Annotated in this window: 8 protein-coding genes and 1 pseudogene; 2 read left to right on the forward strand and 7 right to left on the reverse strand. The window is 68.6% G+C overall.

The window, feature by feature from the left end:
- Positions 1–5819, reverse strand: a pseudogene (locus tag OG245_RS37335) (RHS repeat-associated core domain-containing protein); the annotation flags it as partial.
- 859 nt (positions 5820–6678) lie between these two features.
- Here OG245_RS37335 and OG245_RS37340 point away from each other — a divergent pair.
- Together OG245_RS37340 and OG245_RS37345 are read left to right on the forward strand one after the other, a co-directional pair.
- Positions 6679–12819, forward strand: a complete 6141-nt coding sequence (locus OG245_RS37340; RefSeq protein WP_331745235.1) for an RHS repeat-associated core domain-containing protein — start codon at positions 6679–6681, stop codon at positions 12817–12819.
- Between the two features lie 913 nt (positions 12820–13732).
- The gene (locus OG245_RS37345) at positions 13733–13957 is read left to right on the forward strand and encodes a hypothetical protein (RefSeq protein ID WP_331745240.1); all 225 of its coding nucleotides are present in this window, start codon (positions 13733–13735) and stop codon (positions 13955–13957) included.
- A 1078-nt stretch (positions 13958–15035) separates the two neighbouring features.
- Here the strand turns inward: OG245_RS37345 and OG245_RS37350 are convergent.
- From OG245_RS37350 to OG245_RS37375, 6 genes are all read right to left on the reverse strand, one after another.
- Positions 15036–15212, reverse strand: coding sequence for a hypothetical protein (locus OG245_RS37350; protein WP_326621670.1), 177 nt, complete (start codon positions 15210–15212; stop codon positions 15036–15038).
- A gap of 80 nt (positions 15213–15292) precedes the next feature.
- Entirely contained in the window at positions 15293–16003 is a 711-nt protein-coding gene (locus OG245_RS37355) for a hypothetical protein (RefSeq protein WP_331745247.1), read from the reverse strand.
- Positions 16000–16524, reverse strand: a complete 525-nt coding sequence (locus OG245_RS37360) for a sigma-70 family RNA polymerase sigma factor (protein ID WP_331745250.1) — start codon at positions 16522–16524, stop codon at positions 16000–16002. Before OG245_RS37360 ends, OG245_RS37355 begins: the two co-directional genes overlap by 4 nt.
- Positions 16525–16937: 413 nt before the next feature.
- Entirely contained in the window at positions 16938–17561 is a 624-nt protein-coding gene (locus OG245_RS37365; protein ID WP_331745253.1) for a DUF6461 domain-containing protein, read from the reverse strand.
- Between the two features lie 179 nt (positions 17562–17740).
- On the reverse strand, positions 17741–18760 hold the full coding sequence (locus OG245_RS37370; protein WP_331745255.1) for a helix-hairpin-helix domain-containing protein: 1020 nt from the start codon (positions 18758–18760) through the stop codon (positions 17741–17743).
- Entirely contained in the window at positions 18757–22203 is a 3447-nt protein-coding gene (locus tag OG245_RS37375) for a DNA polymerase III subunit alpha (protein WP_331745258.1), read from the reverse strand. Before OG245_RS37375 ends, OG245_RS37370 begins: the two co-directional genes overlap by 4 nt.
- Positions 22204–22543 lie beyond the last annotated feature (340 nt).

Below are 22543 nucleotides of genomic sequence, written 5' to 3' on the forward strand. Positions count from 1 at the left end.
TCGTCCGTCGAGGTCGTATTTGTTGAGGGGGTCGGCGGTGACGTATTCGTAGGCGTTGGCGTTGCCTCCGTATACGGGGTCGATGCTGAGGAAGCGTCCGGTGGTGGGGTTGTAGAGGCGGACGCCCATGAGTGTGAGGTTGTTGGGTGTTTCGGTGGAGCGTTGTTTGGCGCCGAGCCAGTTGTAGCGGGTGGGGGTTTGGCCGGTGCGGGGGTTTCCGTATTCGTCGCTGTCGAGTGCGACGGGGGGGTTGTTGATGTCCAGCGGGAGTTGCAGGGCGATGTCGCCGTGGATGGTTGTGAGGTGGAGGACGGTGTCGCCGGTTTTGGTGGTGGTGGCGGCGAGGTCTCCGGAGGTGGATTCGATGTTGCGGGTGAGGGTGCCGGTGGTGTCCTCGGTGATCCAGCGGGGGCTGTCGCTGTCGCTGTCGTAGTGGTTGGTCTTGGCTCCGGTCTGGGTCCAGGTGGTGCCGGTGGCGGTTTCGGTCGTCCAGGAGCGGAAGCGCAGTGCGGCGTCGAGCTGCCAGGTCTGGCGTTCGGTGCTGGTGGTGACCTGGTGGGCGAGGTCGTTGGCGTAGTAGCCGACGGTGCTGCCGGGCAGTGCGGTGGTACGGCCGAGGTTGTCGTAGGTGTAGCCGGTGTCGACGAGCCGGTCGGCGCTGTCGTAGGTGTGGGTGGTGGTGGTGCCGCCGGTGGTGGGGCAGGCCTCGGTGGGCTCGCCGGTGGCGGTGGTCAGGCCGGTGCGGTTGGTGCGTTTGTCGAAGGTGTAGGTGCGGCGGGTGCAGGTCTCGCCGGCGGTGTCGTGGACGTTGGTGAGGCGGCCGGCCTTGTCGTACTTGTAGTTCTGGGCGGACCAGCCCTGGTGGCTGGTGACCTGGCCGTGGGCGGACTCGGTGACGGTGTCGGTGTAGAGGCTCGTGCCGTCACTGTCGCGGGTGTAGGCCCGTGAGACAGCGGCTCCGGTCGGGTCCTCGGTGGCGGTCATGGTGTATCCGCCGGGCAGTTTCTCTGTGGCCAGGGATCCGTCGGCGTCGTAGGACGGGACGAAGTCACCGGCGACGGAGTCGCTGATCTTGGTGGTCAGGCCGCGGGGCTCGAGGTTGTGGTTGTAGGTGTAGGTGGTGGTCGAGGGGACCGTGTCGGACAGCTTGACGGGCCGGTCGAGCAGGTCGTACTCGGTCGTGGTCTTCCCCCGTCGGCGTCGGTGTAGGTCGCCTGGCGGCCGAGCTTGTCGTAGGTCTTGGTGATGGTGCCCGCGGTCGGGGAGGTGATCTTGGTGATCTGGCCGGTGACCGTGTCGTACTCGTTGGTCGTCTCGGGGACGGCCTGGCCCAGGCCGCCGGTGACGGTGGTCTTCAGCGGGCGGGCGGCCGAGTCGTGGGTTGTGGTGGTCGTGCGGGTGGTGCCGTTGGCGGTGTCGGTGGCCTGGGTGACCTGGCCGAAGTACCCGTACTCGGTCGTCGTGTCGGGGAGATTGGCGGGCTGGCTGCCGCCGCCGGTGATGGCGCCTGCGGGACCGGTCCAGCAGGGCTGGTCGGCCCACTCGGGGCGGCCCTTGCACCATCCGGTGCCGTCCGCTGCCCAGTACTCGGTGATCCGGGTGGCGGCGTCGCTTCCGGTGCTGCCGGGCAGCCCCTGGGAGATGACACGGCCCTGGGCGTCGTAGCCGGTGGAGGTTCCCAGGTTCAGGCCTCCGGCGTCCTGGAGGGACAGCACGGGCAGGCCCTTCACCCAGTCGTACTGCGTCTGGGTGACGCGCTTCTCACCCATGAGGGAGTAGTGGTCCCGCACCCGGGCGCCGGTGATTTCCAGGGTGACCTGGTCCTTGACCGTCGCAGTTCCGTTGGTGGGGCGGCCCTCGTCGTATTCCTTGACCGTCCAGGAACGGGCCGGAACCGAGGTGCCGGCCGGAACGACCGTGGTGGTGCCGTCCTTGAGGTCCTCGGCCAGGTCCACACGGTGCAGCGGCCCGAACTCCTCCAGCTCGCGGGTACCTGTCTCGTTGTAGAGCGAGGTGGTCGACAGCACCTGAGCACGCTCGGACGAGGACTGGGCGATGATGCCCAGGTCGGTGAGGGTCTCCTTGTGCGCGTCGGTGGCGCCGAGCGCGAGTTCCCGGTTCCCGGCCGTCAGCTCACGGACGGTGTTGCCGAACCGGTCGTACTCGGTCGTGGTGATGTTCGCACCCGGGCTGAGGCTGTTGACCTGACGGCCGGAGACGTTCAGGTAGTTCACTGCGGCCCGCGCGTAGTTGCCGGGCGCCAGGTCCTCACCGGAGTTCGAGGTGGGAACGACGTCGGCGGGAAAGACGGCGGTGGCGTCGGTCGGGGCGTCGAACTGCCCCCACGCGGCCACGTTGCCGGCGCCCATCGCCACCGGAGCCTTGGCCCCGGTCAGCGGCACGCCGTAGACGACGGTGCTGACAGCGGTGCCTTCAGTCTGGTCGAGCGTGCCCTGCTTGAGTCCGGCACGTGAGACGTTCAGCAGCATGCCGTCGTTGGGGACCGAACCGCTGCCGGCGTTGCCGTAGTCGAAGGAGTAGGGCAGCTGCCCGTCCGATTCGGTCCATGTCACCCGGTCGCCCCAGTAGGCGTACTGGGTCTGGGCCTGCCGGCCTACCCGCGGGTCCCAGGACTGGCGCAGGGCGCCGGTGGAGTCGTAGCGGTAGCCCGCCACCGCGGTCGCCGTCGCGGCGGCGGCGCCGGGCGCGGTCGCCCACAGCTTGATCTGCTTGACCTGTCCGGTGAAGTCACCGAACTGGGCGTCCGAGCCGGTGCCCGTCGCCGTGGTGGCGGTGGCGTACTCGAACTCCAGCACCCGGCAGCCCTTGGTCGCCGGAGCGGTCTCGCAGGCCGCAGTCGTGACCGCGGAGGTCGGGGCGATGACCCGCTTGGGCCGCGCGAGCTTCTTGCCCGCCACGGTCACCGTCTCAGAGACGATCTTCGTGGTGGAATGCGTCAGCCCGTCCACCAGCGTGCTGGAAACCTGCCACGTCGTCGCGGCCGGATCGGGCTTGGTGAACGTGGTCACCGAGCCTTCGGTGTCCGACAGGGTGAACGTGGTGCCTACCGTGCCCTTGAGCGTCAGGCTTTCCAGCCCCGGCTCCGATACCCAGCCGGTCTTGGCGGCGTTGGCGGTGAAGTGGAGCGCGTCGCCCTCGAGCATCACCACGTCGACCGCGGTGTCGGAGACCCTGCGGACGTGGGAGTACTCGGACTCGCTGAGCTCGGCGACCGTGCCAGCCACCCAGTGCTTGCCGAAGATCGGGGCCTGGCCCTCCTGCTTGGCCGCCTTGTCCGGCACCCGCGAGGACGCCGTACGCGTGACCGACATCTCGAAGGCGGAGGCGTCCGTCTCGGAGAGGGTGTAGTCACCGGTCAGCAGGTTCAGAGAGCCGGGTCCGACCTCGGTCGTGGCCGCACCGTCGGCGTTGCGGTCCACCACCAGGTTCAGGGCGGGAGACGCGCTGGCCGCCGAGTTGGGGCCGGTGAAGTCGGCCTTCAGCTGGATGCTGCCGTCAGGGTTGACGGTGTCGGTGGTGTTCCACACCAGCGGAGCGTTCTTCCCGTTGACCAGCGGAACCGGCCAGGCCGTCAGCGCGGTGCCTCCGGAGGTGACGTCACCTGCGGGGATCTTCACCCACGGGTCGGCCTCCGAGCGGCGCCAGGAGAAGGACACCTGGTTGTATTTGCCCGCTTCGGCCTCGGCCACCAGCGGCAGACGCCGCGCGGTGCGTTCTCCCTCCGAGGGCTGGGAGAACCCGCCCGAACCGGCGTGGAAGATGTACTCGCGGGCCTCGGACTTGTTGTCCGCCTTGTCGGCCGACCGCACCTGCAGGGTGTGGGTGCCGTTACGGGGCGGGGTCACGCTGATCGCCTTCGCCGCGGACGAGCCGCCGGTGACGACCTTCGTCCAGGTCACCCCGTCCAGCGACCACTCCAGCCAGTTGTGATCAGCGGCCGGCGGCGTCACCGTGAACGTGCCCGGCTGGCCCGCGCCCTTGACCCACTGCCCGGAGGGGTAGTCGGTGGAGGTGATCTGCGTCGGCGCCGACGGTGCGGAGGTATCGACCGTGAACGTCTTCCACGCCGACCAGCCGGTGTTGTAGTGCGCCCCGTCGTAGGGGCTGGTGCGGAACTTGTAGGTCTTCCCGTTGACCAGCACGCCGGCGGGGACCGTCACGGACGCGGCCTGGCCCGATGCCACGTACTTCGAGACGATCGGACTGCCGACCTGCGTGTTGGTGACGTTGTCGTAGACCTGGAAGGTCCCGTTGACCTTGTCACCGTTCGCGTCGACGAACGTGTCCCGCAGCGTCGGTGTGAGGGTGTTCACGACGTAGTTGCCGGCGTAGGAGAAGAACGGAGGACCGGCCTCCTGCTTGGTACCCGTGCGCGGCCGGTGGTTGTAGGTCACCGACAGCTTCGGCGGGTTCTTCGCCGCGTTGGCGGAGTTCACCCGCTTCCACTGGGCCGTCACCGTCTCGCTGGTGGCCCGCAGACCCGTGTGCCCGCGGGTCGCCTTGGCACTGGCCCACTCCTGCGCCAGCGCCGTCACATCGGCGTTGATCCAGCCGTCCGTGACCGAGCCGCAGGCAGGGTTGCCCTTTGTCTCAGTGGAGGTGGCCTTCTTCGCCGTCCAGGCCGGCTGCGCGGTCCAGCGCGACGAGGTGGCCGGAGCCCCGGTGGACCACACCTCCCACGGATACGCCTTGCAGTCGGTGTTCGCAGAGTGGAAGTTCCACAGGCTCAGCTTCGCGCTGGAGACCAGCGAGTCCGCGATCGGCGCCGTGTTCCAGGTGATGAAGGAACGGGCCGTCCGGGGTGTCCCGTTCGCGTTCGTCGTGCCCGGGTTGCCGAGGTCGAGCTCGGTATCGGTGGACAGATCGGTCGTCTCACCCTGCTGCACATAGGTGTCGAACAGGTTCCCCAGCGCCGAGGTCGAAGGATCGACCGTGACCGGGTACTGCGTCTTCGGGTCCGCCAGGAACTCGGCGTCTGGCGTGACCACCAGGTCCACACCGCCCGGCGACTTCACGACCTTCATCGCGACGGGAGAACGCCGGGTGTGCTCGCCGGAGGCCTTGTCGACGCTCGCGTCCCACATCACCGGCGCCGGCATCACGGCCGTCTTCTTCGACTTCTTGTCCGTGAAGAGGACGCTGCCGTCCTTCTGCTGCTTGACCTTCAGACCCTTGGTCCTCAGCGGAAGCGTGTAGGAGAAACCCGCGGCAGGCGGGTTCTTCAGCTCGACAAACTGCTCGAACCCGGTACGGGTTGCCTCGACAATCACGTCGGCACCGGGCACCGCGTTGACATACGTGGCACGCGTCCCGTCAAGCTCGGGCGCCGGCAGACCGCCTCGCCACTGCAGCGTGATCTGCCCGTCACCCTCGCCCAGGGTCACCAGGTCAGTAGCGGGCGCCGCCTGAGAAGCCTTCAGCGACGAAGCTCTCTTCCCAGTCTTCCCTGACAGCCGCAGCCCTTCCGGATGAGCATGCGGGGCGACCGACCCGTCGGGCAATGCCTCCAGATCCACATTCACATCGCGCCACTGATCGGAATCATCCCTGAACCGGACAGGGCCAGCCGCGATCTCCGTCGTGAGGGAACCGTCCTTATTCACCCACGTCGTGGAGGAATCGGTCCTCTCCGACAGAGCTTCCACCCGTTTGCCCGACAAGCGGGCAAGGACACGGGCCGACGAAAGATCCCCTGCCTCCGTCGCGTACTTCCGCGATTCCTTGTCCGCAGGCTGGGCACTCTGCCCGGCAGGACCGGCAATCGCCGTCTCCGCCCCCTGCAGCACCGTAACCGCCATGGTCAGCGCGATGGACGTGGCAACCCCACGCTTCCACGCACCAGGCGCAGGCCGGGCAACACGGTGCCAGGCCGTAAACCGTTGATTCATCGAGAGAAACCCCCCAAGAAAAGCTGCCTTTTGGCAGCAAGGGGAAACTAACCAACGTCAAAAGATGGCAAAGAGGGCTAACTGACCACAAAGGAGATCTTCACACAACGGTCACGAAAAACTTGTCTGGAAACAGCTCCACTCACAGGGAACTCTGAAACCAGACAACAAGCACGAAACGAACCTCCCCAAGCGGCACCCCCACCTCAACAAAACCCCACGAATGCAGGATCTGGAGTGCCGCGCGAAGCGACCGTCACGCGCATCCCCTCCCTCACACGGCCGGACCCTTTGCTTGCAAACCAAAGGTCCCGCCTACAACTGAGGGGCATCAACTTCCTTCACTCAAATGAGAGTTGACCTGGGCATGACGCTTCGGTTCGCAAGGCATCCGCGCCTCCCGCGTCGCGGGGACCCCTCGTCGCGGCTTGAGGCAAGGCCGAGCCTGCGAGCTACCTCGTGGGGTTTTGTTGAGGTGGGGGTGCCGCTTGGGGAGGTTCGTTTCGTGCTTGTTGTCTGGTTTCAGAGTTCCCTGTGAGTGGAGCTGTTTCCAGACAAGTTTTTCGTGACCGTTGTGTGAAGATCTCCTTTGTGGTCAGTTAGCCCTCTTTGCCATCTTTTGACGTTGGTTAGTTTCCCTTGCTGCCAAAAGGCAGCTTTTCTTGGGGGGTTTCTCTCGATGAATCAACGGTTTACGGCCTGGCACCGTGTTGCCCGGCCTGCGCCTGGTGCGTGGAAGCGTGGGGTTGCCACGTCCATCGCGCTGACCATGGCGGTTACGGTGCTGCAGGGGGCGGAGACGGCGATTGCCGGTCCTGCCGGGCAGAGTGCCCAGCCTGCGGACAAGGAATCGCGGAAGTACGCGACGGAGGCAGGGGATCTTTCGTCGGCCCGTGTCCTTGCCCGCTTGTCGGGCAAACGGGTGGAAGCTCTGTCGGAGAGGACCGATTCCTCCACGACGTGGGTGAATAAGGACGGTTCCCTCACGACGGAGATCGCGGCTGGCCCTGTCCGGTTCAGGGATGATTCCGATCAGTGGCGCGATGTGAATGTGGATCTGGAGGCATTGCCCGACGGGTCGGTCGCCCCGCATGCTCATCCGGAAGGGCTGCGGCTGTCAGGGAAGACTGGGAAGAGAGCTTCGTCGCTGAAGGCTTCTCAGGCGGCGCCCGCTACTGACCTGGTGACCCTGGGCGAGGGTGACGGGCAGATCACGCTGCAGTGGCGAGGCGGTCTGCCGGCGCCCGAGCTTGACGGGACGCGTGCCACGTATGTCAACGCGGTGCCCGGTGCCGACGTGATTGTCGAGGCAACCCGTACCGGGTTCGAGCAGTTTGTCGAGCTGAAGAACCCGCCTGCCGCGGGTTTCTCCTACACGCTTCCGCTGAGGACCAAGGGTCTGAAGGTCAAGCAGCAGAAGGACGGCAGCGTCCTCTTCACGGACAAGAAGTCGAAGAAGACGGCCGTGATGCCGGCGCCGGTGATGTGGGACGCGAGCGTCGACAAGGCCTCCGGCGAGCACACCCGGCGTTCTCCCGTCGCGATGAAGGTCGTGAAGTCGCCGGGCGGTGTGGACCTGGTGGTCACGCCAGACGCCGAGTTCCTGGCGGACCCGAAGACGCAGTACCCGGTCACGGTCGATCCTTCGACCTCGGCGCTGGGGAACCTGTTCGACACCTATGTGCAGCAGGGTGAGACGACCGATCTGTCCACCGATACCGAGCTCGACCTCGGCAACCCGGGCACGACGAACGCGAACGGGACACCCCGGACGGCCCGTTCCTTCATCACCTGGAACACGGCGCCGATCGCGGACTCGCTGGTCTCCAGCGCGAAGCTGAGCCTGTGGAACTTCCACTCTGCGAACACCGACTGCAAGGCGTATCCGTGGGAGGTGTGGTCCACCGGGGCTCCGGCCACCTCGTCGCGCTGGACCGCGCAGCCGGCCTGGACGGCGAAGAAGGCCACCTCCACTGAGACAAAGGGCAACCCTGCCTGCGGCTCGGTCACGGACGGCTGGATCAACGCCGATGTGACGGCGCTGGCGCAGGAGTGGGCCAGTGCCAAGGCGACCCGCGGGCACACGGGTCTGCGGGCCACCAGCGAGACGGTGACGGCCCAGTGGAAGCGGGTGAACTCCGCCAACGCGGCGAAGAACCCGCCGAAGCTGTCGGTGACCTACAACCACCGGCCGCGCACGGGTACCAAGCAGGAGGCCGGTCCTCCGTTCTTCTCCTACGCCGGCAACTACGTCGTGAACACCCTCACACCGACGCTGCGGGACACGTTCGTCGACGCGAACGGTGACAAGGTCAACGGGACCTTCCAGGTCTACGACAACGTCACCAACACGCAGGTCGGCAGTCCGATCGTCTCGAAGTACGTGGCATCGGGCCAGGCCGCGTCCGTGACGGTCCCCGCCGGCGTGCTGGTCAACGGGAAGACCTACAAGTTCCGCACCAGCCCCTACGACGGGGCGCACTACAACACCGGCTGGTCGGCGTGGAAGACGTTCACGGTCGATACCTCCGCACCGTCGGCGCCGACGCAGATCACCTCCACCGACTACCCCTCCGGGCAGTGGGTCAAGGGCGCGGGCCAGCCGGGCACGTTCACGGTGACGCCGCCGGCCGCTGATCACAACTGGCTGGAGTGGTCGCTGGACGGGGTGACCTGGACGAAGGTCGTCACCGGCGGCTCGTCCGCGGCGAAGGCGATCAGCGTGACCCCGCCCCGTAACGGCACCCACACCCTGCAGGTGCGGTCGGCCGACAAGGCGGACAACAAGTCCGAGGCCCGCGAGTACATCTTCCACGCCGGTTCGGGCGGGTTCTCCCAGCCCTCGGAGGGAGAACGCACCGCGCGGCGTCTGCCGCTGGTGGCCGAGGCCGAAGCGGGCAAATACAACCAGGTGTCCTTCTCCTGGCGCCGCTCGGAGGCCGACCCGTGGGTGAAGATCCCCGCAGGTGACGTCACCTCCGGAGGCACCGCGCTGACGGCCTGGCCGGTTCCGCTGGTCAACGGGAAGAACGCTCCGCTGGTGTGGAACACCACCGACACCGTCAACCCTGACGGCAGCATCCAGCTGAAGGCCGACTTCACCGGCCCCAACTCGGCGGCCAGCGCGTCTCCCGCCCTGAACCTGGTGGTGGACCGCAACGCCGACGGTGCGGCCACGACCGAGGTCGGACCCGGCTCTCTGAACCTGCTGACCGGTGACTACACCCTCTCCGAGACGGACGCCTCCGCCTTCGAGATGTCGGTCACGCGTACGGCGTCCTCGCGGGTGCCGGACAAGGCGGCCAAGCAGGAGGGCCAGGCCCCGATCTTCGGCAAGCACTGGGTGGCTGGCACGGTCGCCGAGCTCAGCGAGTCCGAGTACTCCCACGTCCGCAGGGTCTCCGACACCGCGGTCGACGTGGTGATGCTCGAGGGCGACGCGCTCCACTTCACCGCCAACGCCGCCAAGACCGGCTGGGTATCGGAGCCGGGGCTGGAAAGCCTGACGCTCAAGGGCACGGTAGGCACCACGTTCACCCTGTCGGACACCGAAGGCTCGGTGACCACGTTCACCAAGCCCGATCCGGCCGCGACGACGTGGCAGGTTTCCAGCACGCTGGTGGACGGGCTGACGCATTCCACCACGAAGATCGTCTCTGAGACGGTGACCGTGGCGGGCAAGAAGCTCGCGCGGCCCAAGCGGGTCATCGCCCCGACCTCCGCGGTCACGACTGCGGCCTGCGAGACCGCTCCGGCGACCAAGGGCTGCCGGGTGCTGGAGTTCGAGTACGCCACCGCCACCACGGCGACGGGCACCGGCTCGGACGCCCAGTTCGGTGACTTCACCGGACAGGTCAAGCAGATCAAGCTGTGGGCGACCGCGCCCGGCGCCGCCGCCGCGACGGCGACCGCGGTGGCGGGCTACCGCTACGACTCCACCGGCGCCCTGCGCCAGTCCTGGGACCCGCGGGTAGGCCGGCAGGCCCAGACCCAGTACGCCTACTGGGGCGACCGGGTGACATGGACCGAATCGGACGGGCAGCTGCCCTACTCCTTCGACTACGGCAACGCCGGCAGCGGTTCGGTCCCCAACGACGGCATGCTGCTGAACGTCTCACGTGCCGGACTCAAGCAGGGCACGCTCGACCAGACTGAAGGCACCGCTGTCAGCACCGTCGTCTACGGCGTGCCGCTGACCGGGGCCAAGGCTCCGGTGGCGATGGGCGCCGGCAACGTGGCCGCGTGGGGGCAGTTCGACGCCCCGACCGACGCCACCGCCGTCTTTCCCGCCGACGTCGTTCCCACCTCGAACTCCGGTGAGGACCTGGCGCCCGGCAACTACGCGCGGGCCGCAGTGAACTACCTGAACGTCTCCGGCCGTCAGGTCAACAGCCTCAGCCCGGGTGCGAACATCACCACGACCGAGTACGACCGGTTCGGCAACACCGTCCGTGAGCTGACGGCCGGGAACCGGGAACTCGCGCTCGGCGCCACCGACGCGCACAAGGAGACCCTCACCGACCTGGGCATCATCGCCCAGTCCTCGTCCGAGCGTGCTCAGGTGCTGTCGACCACCTCGCTCTACAACGAGACAGGTACCCGCGAGCTGGAGGAGTTCGGGCCGCTGCACCGTGTGGACCTGGCCGAGGACCTCAAGGACGGCACCACCACGGTCGTTCCGGCCGGCACCTCGGTTCCGGCCCGTTCCTGGACGGTCAAGGAATACGACGAGGGCCGCCCCACCAACGGAACTGCGACGGTCAAGGACCAGGTCACCCTGGAAATCACCGGCGCCCGGGTGCGGGACCACTACTCCCTCATGGGTGAGAAGCGCGTCACCCAGACGCAGTACGACTGGGTGAAGGGCCTGCCCGTGCTGTCCCTCCAGGACGCCGGAGGCCTGAACCTGGGAACCTCCACCGGCTACGACGCCCAGGGCCGTGTCATCTCCCAGGGGCTGCCCGGCAGCACCGGAAGCGACGCCGCCACCCGGATCACCGAGTACTGGGCAGCGGACGGCACCGGATGGTGCAAGGGCCGCCCCGAGTGGGCCGACCAGCCCTGCTGGACCGGTCCCGCAGGCGCCATCACCGGCGGCGGCAGCCAGCCCGCCAATCTCCCCGACACGACGACCGAGTACGGGTACTTCGGCCAGGTCACCCAGGCCACCGACACCGCCAACGGCACCACCCGCACGACCACCACAACCCACGACTCGGCCGCCCGCCCGCTGAAGACCACCGTCACCGGCGGCCTGGGCCAGGCCGTCCCCGAGACGACCAACGAGTACGACACGGTCACCGGCCAGATCACCAAGATCACCTCCCCGACCGCGGGCACCATCACCAAGACCTACGACAAGCTCGGCCGCCAGGCGACCTACACCGACGCCGACGGGGGGAAGACCACGACCGAGTACGACCTGCTCGACCGGCCCGTCAAGCTGTCCGACACGGTCCCCTCGACCACCACCTACACCTACAACCACAACCTCGAGCCCCGCGGCCTGACCACCAAGATCAGCGACTCCGTCGCCGGTGACTTCGTCCCGTCCTACGACGCCGACGGATCCCTGGCCACAGAGAAACTGCCCGGCGGATACACCATGACCGCCACCGAGGACCCGACCGGAGCCGCTGTCTCACGGGCCTACACCCGCGACAGTGACGGCACGAGCCTCTACACCGACACCGTCACCGAGTCCGCCCACGGCCAGGTCACCAGCCACCAGGGCTGGTCCGCCCAGAACTACAAGTACGACAAGGCCGGCCGCCTCACCAACGTCCACGACACCGCCGGCGAGACCTGCACCCGCCGCACCTACACCTTCGACAAACGCACCAACCGCACCGGCCTGACCACCGCCACCGGCGAGCCCACCGAGGCCTGCCCCACCACCGGCGGCACCACCACCACCCACACCTACGACAGCGCCGACCGGCTCGTCGACACCGGCTACACCTACGACAACCTCGGCCGTACCACCGCACTGCCCGGCAGCACCGTCGGCTACTACGCCAACGACCTCGCCCACCAGGTCACCACCAGCACCGAACGCCAGACCTGGCAGCTCGACGCCGCACTGCGCTTCCGCTCCTGGACGACCGAAACCGCCACCGGCACCACCTGGACCCAGACCGGAGCCAAGACCAACCACTACGACAGCGACAGCGACAGCCCCCGCTGGATCACCGAGGACACCACCGGCACCCTCACCCGCAACATCGAATCCACCTCCGGAGACCTCGCCGCCACCACCACCAAAACCGGCGACACCGTCCTCCACCTCACAACCATCCACGGCGACATCGCCCTGCAACTCCCGCTGGACATCAACAACCCCCCCGTCGCACTCGACAGCGACGAATACGGAAACCCCCGCACCGGCCAAACCCCCACCCGCTACAACTGGCTCGGCGCCAAACAACGCTCCACCGAAACACCCAACAACCTCACACTCATGGGCGTCCGCCTCTACAACCCCACCACCGGACGCTTCCTCAGCATCGACCCCGTATACGGAGGCAACGCCAACGCCTACGAATACGTCACCGCCGACCCCCTCAACAAATACGACCTCGACGGACGACGTTGGGGATGGATCAGTCGCGGCTGGAACGCTGCCAAGCGGTACGGTTCCCGGGCCTGGAACAGCAAGCCAAGAAAGTGGGGATGGAAGAACAGGTGGCGTGCGGTCGACTACGGCCGTAAGTACGCCAGCCGAGGAGCCTTCGTCGGATTCGGCGCCGGCCTGGGCTACTGCGCCTACAAGAGGGCCTGGAACAGCTGCGGAAGCTACGCTCTTCAAGGTGCAGCAGCTGGTGGATTCTGGGGGTCAGGGTACGGATTCGCGCGAGGAGGATGGCGCGGCATCAAGCGTACCTACAGGTGGTACAAAAGCAGAAGATAGACCCGGCGGACACGTTTAGCTTTCAGGTGAAGTAAGTCCGCAACGCGGTGAGGGGGAGAGGCAGTCAGGCCTCTCCCCCTCACTTGTTTTGATCTCCTAAAGCCTACCTTTCGGTAGTCACGCGAGCGAATCAGGAACGCCCGGATCCTTGGTGTCGGCTACTATCCTCGCCATCTGAATAAAGTGCTCGACTTCCGACATTCTGCCTGACACCCTTACGAGGTATGAATTTTCCGTAAACTTGAAAATCTCGCGTCGAATGACTTTGGATACGCCTCGATCGTAAGTGTTGAGTATCTCGAAGAACTTCCTTTTGGCTTCCGCTTCGTCGCATTCTAGATTGGCAAGATTTCGGACTCTTGTCGACTCGGCATCCAGTACTGTTGCAACGACTATCCAACGAGGCAAGACATCTCCTTATGTGATTTCGGTATATCGGGTGGGCGCGTGCTGGCATCATTATTGTGCAGCCGAACCCGGGCCGTCACTGCGTCAGTCAGGGTCTTGCCTGCTGGGTCTACCAGGAGACTGGCCACCGCGCCAGCAAAACTGGCAGTCACTGGGGTGGACGAGCCGCAGGAACAAACGTCCGCTGCACACCGACGCGGATGATCGTCGGCGGCCCCGACCTCGGCGCCGGCCCCGCCGCCCCCGGCGGCCCGTTCAGCGTGAACGTCTCCACGGAGCGGCTGGTGCCCCCAACTGATCACCGGCGAGCAGCACAAGGGCGCCCAGCACCTCGTCGAAGTCGCCGTCCGGCGGGCCCGCGCACTGCTCGATCGGTACGCGGACAACGCCGCTGCCGTCGTAGCGCACGTCGGCTGACGGGCGGGGCCCGAGACCGGACAGAACGCGCTGCGGTGGGGCACTGGTCCGACTCGCGTGTCGAACTGGAGCGGGCCAGGCTGGAGGCGTGACCCGTGCGCCGATCGTCGTGCACCGGCCCTCTGTCTCGGGTGGTCAGCGGGTCGCCGTGCACGGCAGAGGCCGGGACGAGATCCTCGGTACCGCATACGGTGACCACGACCTGGTCGTGTTCCTCGAAGGTGCCGGCGTTGCCGAACCGGAAGAGATTCTGGACGGCCCGCAGTGGGTGGTGTGGCGCGACGGCCCCGCCCACGTGTTCAGTGCTGCGTGAGCTCAGCAGGGACGCTACCGGGCCGGATGGTGGACGAGACAGGATGAGGTGGCGGTGGTGCGGTGGAACACCCATCGGAAGCTCGTGAAGCGGGTGCAGGCGACGGTCCGGGATCTCCGGATCCCTCCCCTGGACCCTACGGATCCGCTCGGGGACTTGGTCGCCGTGTTCGAGGAGCGCCTGGGCTACTCCATCACCGTGGTGACCACGGAGAACGACAGCATCATCAACGGGGCGCTGGAGTCCCGGCCCGGCGGCGGCACCGCGATCGTCGTCCCGGCCGGCACCACAACCCCCAACCGGCGCCGTCATCTCGTGTGCCGGGGCCTGGCCCGCTGCCTGTACCGCCAGCCCGGTCAGCACCGGCCGCATCGACTACTCCACCACCACCGAGCAGGAGATCGAGTACACGGCCCTCTTCCTCGGACGCCACGTCCACACCGCCCAGCAGTGACGCCGCGGCGCCCCGGAGGACAGCTCCGGGGCGCCGCGGCGGTCGTTCAGGAGGCGGTGACGCCCCATCCGGGGTCCTGGCTCTGTCGGGCAGTGTGCGGGGTCGGCATGGTGGTCATGTCCCGCAGAGCACGTCCGCGCCTCCCTCCAAGGACACCCGTCTGCGTTCACTCTCGAACGCCCGCACGGAAGGGTGGGCGCATACGCTCGCTCGTAGACCGCACCGACATGGAGTGTGTGGAGTAGGGCTGGTGCCTTACAGGCTTGGTCCTGGGATGGAGTACGACCGGTCCGCGGCGGCCCCGGCAGTCCACTGGACCGCCGGGGCTTTCCCGTAGCGCGCCGAAAGCGAGCGCGGCCGCCGATCGGGTCGGCGTCCAGCTCGCCGAGCGGTGCCGAGTCCAGAAACGCCCGCCGGGCGCGCTCGATATCGGCCGCCGGCGAGGCCCGGACATCGGCGGCGGCGGCATCGATGTCGGCCTGGTGGGGAGGTCGGCCGACCACCGGCCATCCTCCCGACCAGCAGGAGGCCCTCACCGATCGCGGTGAGGGCCTCCTGCTGGTCAGAGTGCGAGGGTGAAGCCCCAGCCCGCGGTGGTCCGCCGGGCCCCGGTGCCAGCAGGGGTTACAGGTTCTGCTGGATCAGCCAGAAGCCGAGTCCGACGATGCCTGCTCCGGTGGCGTAGGCGGCGCCGCGGAGGGCGCTGGAGAGCAGGGCGTGGCGGCGGCGGGCGAGCCAGGTGGGTTCGGGACGTTTCTGCGGGGGCTCGTCCGCGGGTTCGGATCGGCGGTTAGTGTGCATGGTGGTGCTCCGTTCTTCGGGTGCTTGCGGAGTTCGGCGGGGTTGGGCGGCTAGGAACCTTCGGCCCCGTCGGGCTCTGGTCAGGGGCGGCCGACGAGTGTGTGGATGTGGTCGGCGATGCGGGCGTCGGGGCGGCAGACGAGGCCGTCGGTGTAGCGGTCGACGACGCGCTCGACGTCGGCCTCCAGGTGCCCGGTGGTGATGGCCCGGCAGGTGGGGTTGCGGACGAAGTACCCGGTCAGGGAGTCCAGGGCCTTGAGGAACTCCTCCGGGTCGGGGGTTCGGCTCGGGCCGGAGGAGAACAGGGTCGTGGTGACCTGCTTCTTCCAGAACCGGGCTTCGCGTTCTTCGCCGAGGCCGAGGTGGTCCAGGTAGAGGCAGTACGCGGCGCCGTTGTGCCCGGCGCCGGCCGCGAACCTCCACCAGAACCTGGCGCTCTCGGGATGGCGGGCGAGGTAGAGCGTGCACGCGAAGACCTGCACGCCGTCGATGTCGACGCCATTGGTCCAGCCGTCGAACTCGGTGACGCTGTCCTCGTTCTCGTCGGGGCCCAGGAGCGCGGTCAGCTTTTCCACGTGGGCGGCCGCCCCGGCCTGGGTGACGGCGCACCGGGCCATGGCGCCGAGGCGGCGGCGGGCGTTGGGGCTCGCGGGCGCGACGGGGGTGGGGGGCACGTAGCCGATGTCGTGGGCGAGGCGCCGGAGTCCGGCGCCGACGTCGAAGGGGCGGCGGGGTTCACGGACGCGGGCGTCGGCGTCCGCGAAGAGCTTCTCCCAGGGGTTGGCGGTCACAGGGTGTCCCTTCGCTTCATCGGCCGCGTGGCGCGGCGGTGGATGGGGGCCAGGCGCTCCAGGGCCTTGCGGCAGTGGTGGCGGACCGTGCTGGGGGTGAGCCCCATGTACCAGGCGATGTGCTTGGTGTCGTACTTGCCGATGAACTTGAGCACCACCACGTCGAACTGACGCGAGGGCAGCTTGCAGAGCGCCGGGTACAGGCCGATGCCGCTGTCCATGGCCGTCATGTTCTCGCGCAGCGTGCCGAGGAGTTCGTCGATGACGACCCTGCGCATGATGTTCCAGGCCTGCTCGGGGAGGTCGGGCTCGGTGAGCAGGTCGTCCCAGTGCCGCAGGAGTTCCCGGAAGGCGCGGTGCACGGCCTTCTCCGCGAGGTCGTTCGTCCCGAGGACGAACAGGGCGAACTCGTGGAACGCCTCCTGGTTGGTGAGGTAGTAGGCCTCGAACTCCAGCGGGAGCGGGAGCGGGGCTTCGGCCACGGGAGTGCGGCCGTCCTCCTCGCATACGTCGTCGGTCATGGATCCTCTTCGTTGAGGCTGGATGGTTCCGGCTTTGAGGTGCCGTCACGGATCACTCAACCGGCCGAATCCGCCGAACGCGCATGCGCACCCGCACGAATATTACGTTCAGAGATCAACGAACCCCGGAGCGTAGTGATGTTACGTGTGGTGTGCGGGTTCTGACCTGGGGTAACGGTGGGCTTCGTGTGGCATGTCATCGACAGGGTGACCCGTGGGCGTGATGATCCTCACGTTTCCTTCGCTGCCTGCTGGGCGGCCTGCCGTCACGAACGAGTGAAAACGGCCAACCCGGTTGCGGCGTAACCCCGCTGACGGGCAGCCGGGCGCCCGCAGTGCCCCCACGTCGGGCCCAACCGGCCATGGCGCGCGCCTTCGGCCTGGGCGCGGACCCTCCGCCCTCCGGGCGCGGCCTACGCGAAGGCGGCGGTGGAAAGCGGGGCCCGGAAGTCCTCCCACGAGACATGGATTCCGTGCTCGCGTTCGAGGAAGCGGAGGAAGGCGACGTCGGGTGGTTCCTCGCCGGAATACTCGAACCCCGGCACCCCTGGCTCGCCGTCGGCACTTCCCGGATGGCGCACGTGGGGCTGGTAGTAGGCCAGTACCCGGCCGTCGACGGCGTAGCCGACCTCGTGTTCGCCGTTCACGCTGCGGAAGACGGTGTACGCGCGAGTGCCTTGCGACAGTGCCGCCAGGTGGGCAGGGGCACGGCTGGTGATGTTCTCGATCGCGTAGGCCCAGCCAGGAACCGCGCCCGCGCGAACGAGTACCCCCGGATGCGAGAGAAACCCAGCCTCCGTCAGACGGGCCACCAGGCTCTCGTCCTCGCAGTCGAGAAAGTCCAGGTCACTCAGATGTCCGTCCTCCGGCCGCATCTGGAGATCGGCCACCACATCATCGGCCAGCTCGTGGAGGTGATGCGGCTCCGCGCCCATCCGCACCAGCAGATCCTGCGGCCCGATCCCTTCGCACAGCGTGAAGGTGTAACCCAAGTCGTATGCGGTCGATATCCACCGCAACCCGTTCGCCACGTCCACCCCTCCTCGCACCCGCCAACTCACCTGGCAACGTAGCCCAGTCACCGCGTGGCGACAGCAGGTTCTCGCTCTGATCGGTGAGGCGAGGCCCTTGTCGTGTAGCCCGGCGCGGCCCATCGGTGAGGCGAGGCCCCTGTCATGTAGCCCGGCGCGGCCCACTGCTCGGAGGAGACTGCAGTTCACCCGGCCCGGGGGAAGGTCGATGCGGCTCCGGTGATGCCGGGGCCGTAGCGGGCTGCGGCCCTGTCGAGGGCCGTCTCAAGGCGGCGGAGCTTGTGATCCCGGTCGTCGAAGGTGAGCTGGTGGACTGTGTGCTCGGCGGGGCGGAGGCGTTCTGCTCGTAGGGCGAGTGTGCGGACGCGGGCGCGTTGGAGGCCGAGGCACGTGAGGAGTTCGCGGGCGGTGGTGGCCAGGGCGGGGGTGTGGGCGGTCGCCTCGGTGAGGGTGCGGCTGCGGGTGGTCTGGGTGCGGTCGGCGTAGGTGACGGTGAGCGTGAGCGCCGGGGTGATCTCGCCGCTGGTGCGCAGCCGGGCGCCGAGCTCCTGGACGAGGCGGAGGACGGTTCGGTGGTGCTGGTCGGGGTCGAGTTCGTCGCGGTCGAAGCGGTGGCCGGCGCTCATGGTCTTGGGTGCGGCGCCCGGGACGACGGGGCGCTCGTCGATGCCATGGGCGAGGTCGTGGGCCTGGCGTGCGGCCGCGGTCCCGAGGATGCGCTGGAGTGTGGGGAGTTGGGTGTCGGCGATGTCGCCGATGGTGGTGATGCCGTAGCGGGCCAGCGTCCGGGCGGTCTTGGGGCCGATGCCCGGCAGGGCGGCGGTCGGCTTGGTGCGGAGGAACGCGGCGATCTCGTACGGGTCGTCGCGGACCACCGTGGTGCAGCCGGGCGGGGTGACGTCCGCGGCCATGGCCGCGACGGAACGGGTGGGGCCGGCGCCGGCTGAGCTCTGGACGCCGTGGAGCGCGAGCAGGCGCAGGCGGAGCACGGAGACGAGCCCCTCGACGTCCTGGCCCCAGTAGGTGAGGGCGCCGGTGAGGTCGACGTAGGCGGACCAGTCGGCGGGCAGGGGTTCGACGCGGGAGCTGATGCCGTCGACGACGGTGAGCAGCTGTCCGTACAGTTCTTCGCTCCGCTCGGCGGGGTGGAAGTGGATCCGCAGGATCGCGCGGGTCCGTCGCGGGGAGGCGGGGTTCGCGGTCATCCGGCGCTCCCTGGGCTCTTGTGTCCGAAGCGGGTGAGGTCGGCCGAGCGGGTCCCGGCGGGCTGGAGGTCGCTCCAGGGGTGCAGGCGGGCGCCCGCGGTGCCGTCGGGGATCGTCCGCCCGGGTGCGGGCTGGGCGGGTGTGGGCGCGGGGGCCTGGCCGAGGAGGTCGAGGACGGCCTGGGGTCCGTGGGTGGCGCGGGCGGTGGCGAGGTGGTCGAGGTCCCAGGCCATCTCGCCGACCACGGTGCGCCGGGGTCCGCGGGCTTCGATGGTGCCGCGGACGAGGAGCAGGCCGTGGTGGAAGACGGTGTGGGCGCACCGTTCGTGGGAGTTCTCGAAGAAGGCGAGGTCGACGAGGCCGGAGCCGTCTTCGAGGGTGACGAAGATGATCCGTTTCCCGGACGCGATGGGCGGGGTCTGGGTGGAGGCGCGGACGCCGGCGACGAGGACGCGTTGTCCGGGGTGCATGGCGCGCAGGTGTTTGGCGTCGGTGGCGCCGATCTCGCGCAGCAGCCGGTGGTGGTCCTCCATGAGGTGCCGGGTGACGTCGATCTTGAGGACGCCGAGCTCGGCATCGAGCCGTTCGCGGGCGGTCATCTCCCGCAGCCCGGACGGCCCGGCGGCGTGGAGATTGGCGGCGAGCGGAATCTGGCCGGGACCTGGGCGGGTGCGGGCCTGGCGGTGGAGCTCGGTCGCCTGCAGCAGCAGGTCCCGCCGCGTCGCCTCCCCCTTGAGCTGGTCGAGGGCGCCGATGCTGATGAGGCGTTCGACGGTGGGGAGCTTGGGGTGGGCGCGGGCGTAGAAGTCCTGCAGGGAGGTGTACGGCTGGCCCTCCGTGATCCGGGCGACCTCTTCGTCGGAGATGCCGTGCACGGTGGACAGGGAGATCCGCACGCCCCACCCGGATCCGGTCTCCTCGACCGCGTAGTGCGCCTTGGAGGTGTTGATGTCGACGGGCAGGACGGGGACGTCGTGGCGGCGGGCGTCGGCGACGATGACCCGGGCCGGCCACATCCCCGGGTCGTGCTCCAGCAGCCCCGCGTACAGGGCGGCCGGGTGGTGGGCCTTGAGCCACGCGGACTGCAGCGCTGGCACCGCGAAAGCGACGGCATGCGCTCTGCAGAATCCATAGCTGCCGAACGAGGCAACGATGTCCCAGACGTCGTCCAGCGCCTTCGGGCTGTATCCGCGGGCACCGGCCAGTTGTCGGAACCATGCCTCGACCTTGGGCAGGCGCTGTTCGTTGCTGAGGGCGCGGCGGGCGACTTCGGCCAGGGCGCGGTCGCAGCCGGTCATGACCGCGAGGATGTCGATGATCTGCTCGTGCCAGATCGTTACCCCGTACGTGTCGCGCAGGACCGGTTCCAGGTCGGGGTGGGGGTAGGTGGGTGCGGCGCCGTGGCGGGCGGCGATGTAGAGGGCGGGCATGCCGCCCTGGACCGGGCCCGGGCGGAAAAGGCTGATGTCGGCGATGACGTCCTGCGGGTCGCGGGGCTGGAGCCGGCCGACCAGGTCCTGCTGGCCGGGCGACTCCAGCTGGAACATGCCGATGGTGTCGGAGTTCTGGATGAGGGTGAAGGCGAAGCGGTCGTCCAGCGGGACGTGGTCGGGGTTGTCGAGGTCGATCGCTCGTCCGGTCGTACGGCGGATCTCGGTGACGGCGTGCGCCATCGCGGACTGCATCCGCACACCGAGCACGTCCAGCTTGAGGAGGCCCAGGTCCTCGACGTCCTCCTTGTCGGCCTGGACCATCGGGTACTCGCCACCGGGGGTGGGCTGGACCGGCAGCCGGTCCAGGAGGGTCGTGTTGGAGAGGATCACTCCGCAGGGGTGCATCGCGATCCCGCGCGGCAGCGCGTCCAGCCCTTCGGCGAGCTCCCACAACGGCCCGAACCGCCCGGCCTCGGCCGCGAGGTCCCTGAGTTCGGGCAGTTCGGTGAGTGCGGAGCGGATGTCGCAGGCCCGGATGTGGGGGAAGGATTTCGCGATCCGGTCCACGGTGGCGGGCGCGATCCCGAGTGCGAGGCCGGTGTCCCGCAGGGCGTGCCGGGCGCGGTAGGTCTCGGGCATGCCGGTGACCGCGACCCGATCCCGCCCGAAGCGGGTGATGATCCGGTCGTAGACCTCCAGGCGCCGCGCGGACTCGACGTCGATGTCGATGTCCGGCAGCGACGACCGGCGCTCGGACAGGAACCGTTCGAAGAGCAGGTGGTGCTCCAGTGGGTTCGCGGTGGCGACGAACAGGCTGTGGTTGACCATGGAGCCGGCTCCGGAGCCGCGGGCGGCGACCCGGATGCCCATGTCCCGCACATCGGCGACGACCTGGGCCACGGCGAGGAAGTACGGCTCATAGCGCAGCCGGCCGATGGTCCCGAGCTCATGGTCGAGCTGGTCCATCGCACTCCGGTCACGGTCGAGACCGCGGGCGGCCATGCCGCTCTCGCACCGCTGCCGCAGCAGCCGCATCGCCCCCTCCGGCCCCGGTTCGGCGCCGACCACGGACGGCTCGGGGAAATGCGGCACCCCGAGACCGAGGTCCCGGACCGGGTCGACCTCGCACGCCTCCGCGACCGCGACTGTGTCGGCGATCAGCTGTACGGCGCGAGACGGGGCGGCCCCGGCGGCGGCCGCCACCCGCCCGGCGATCTCGGTCATCGCGGGCCCGTCCTTGAGCCAGCGCTCCCCGCAGTCCAGCCGGCGCCGGTCGACGGGCCGCATCAGCCGGGCCGCGTCCAGCACGTCCGCGACCCGGTGCTGGGACTGGTCGGCGTACCGCACGGCGTTCGTCAGCACCGCCGGAATGCCGAGACGGTCCGCGAGCGCGAGCGTGTGCGCGGCGAGGCGGACCGAGCCCGGGCCGGTGCCGGACAGGCCCCAGCACACGACCTCCAGCCGCAGCCCGCCACCGACGACCCGCTGCCACGGCGCGAGGAGCCGCTCGGCGATGTCCGCACGACCGGCAGCGAGAGCCCGCAGCGGCTCCGACGCGGGGCCGAGCAGCACCATCAGGCCGTCGTCGGCGTACTGGGCGAGCATCTCCCACGATGCTGCTGGCGGCGCGCTCGCGGGGAAGGCTTCGGCGTGCGCGGCGGACACCATCCGGCAGAGCCGCGCCCAGCCCTGCGCGTTCCGGGCCAGGAACGTCGCCCGGAACGGTGCTTCCGCTACGTGCGCACCGCCGCGCACCGGGGTGCGGCGGCGTACGTCGGTGGGCGGCATGTGGGGGGCGGCGCCCAGATCGACGCCGAACACCGGCTTCACCCCGGCGGCCGCGGCGGCCTTCGCGAAGCGCACCGTGCCGGTGACCATGTCGCGGTCGGTCAGCGCCACCGTCCCGATCCCGCGCTCGGTGGCCCGGGCGATGAGCGCCTGCGGATGCGAGGCACCGTAGCGGGCCGAAAAGCCACTACTGACGTGCAGGTGAGGGACGCTTCCTCGCATGACACCCTCCGCCCAGATACCCCCAAAGTAGTACCAATCGACCCACCTATACCTCGACTGTATCGAACATTAATTCGAACACGCGAGCTCGATGCATCTCATTTCGGCCTGAGGTACACCTCGGGCCCCGCTACCTCCGGCTGGGGACTCCCGCCCTCTCAGCGAGAGCTGGTGGTGCCGGCGGCCCGTTGGCGTTCCGGGGTGCGGGGTCGTCGTGGTTGGTGCCGTAGAGACGAAGCACTGGCGCGGCCGCGTGCGCGTCGTGGGCGGGCCACTAGCGGGACCTGCGGGTCTGGCACCCGTGGCCCCGCGCCGCCCGTACGGCGGTTCGCCTGGCCTC

Origin of the sequence: Streptomyces sp. NBC_01116 (genome assembly GCF_041435495.1) — a bacterium.
Lineage (GTDB): Bacteria > Actinomycetota > Actinomycetes > Streptomycetales > Streptomycetaceae > Streptomyces.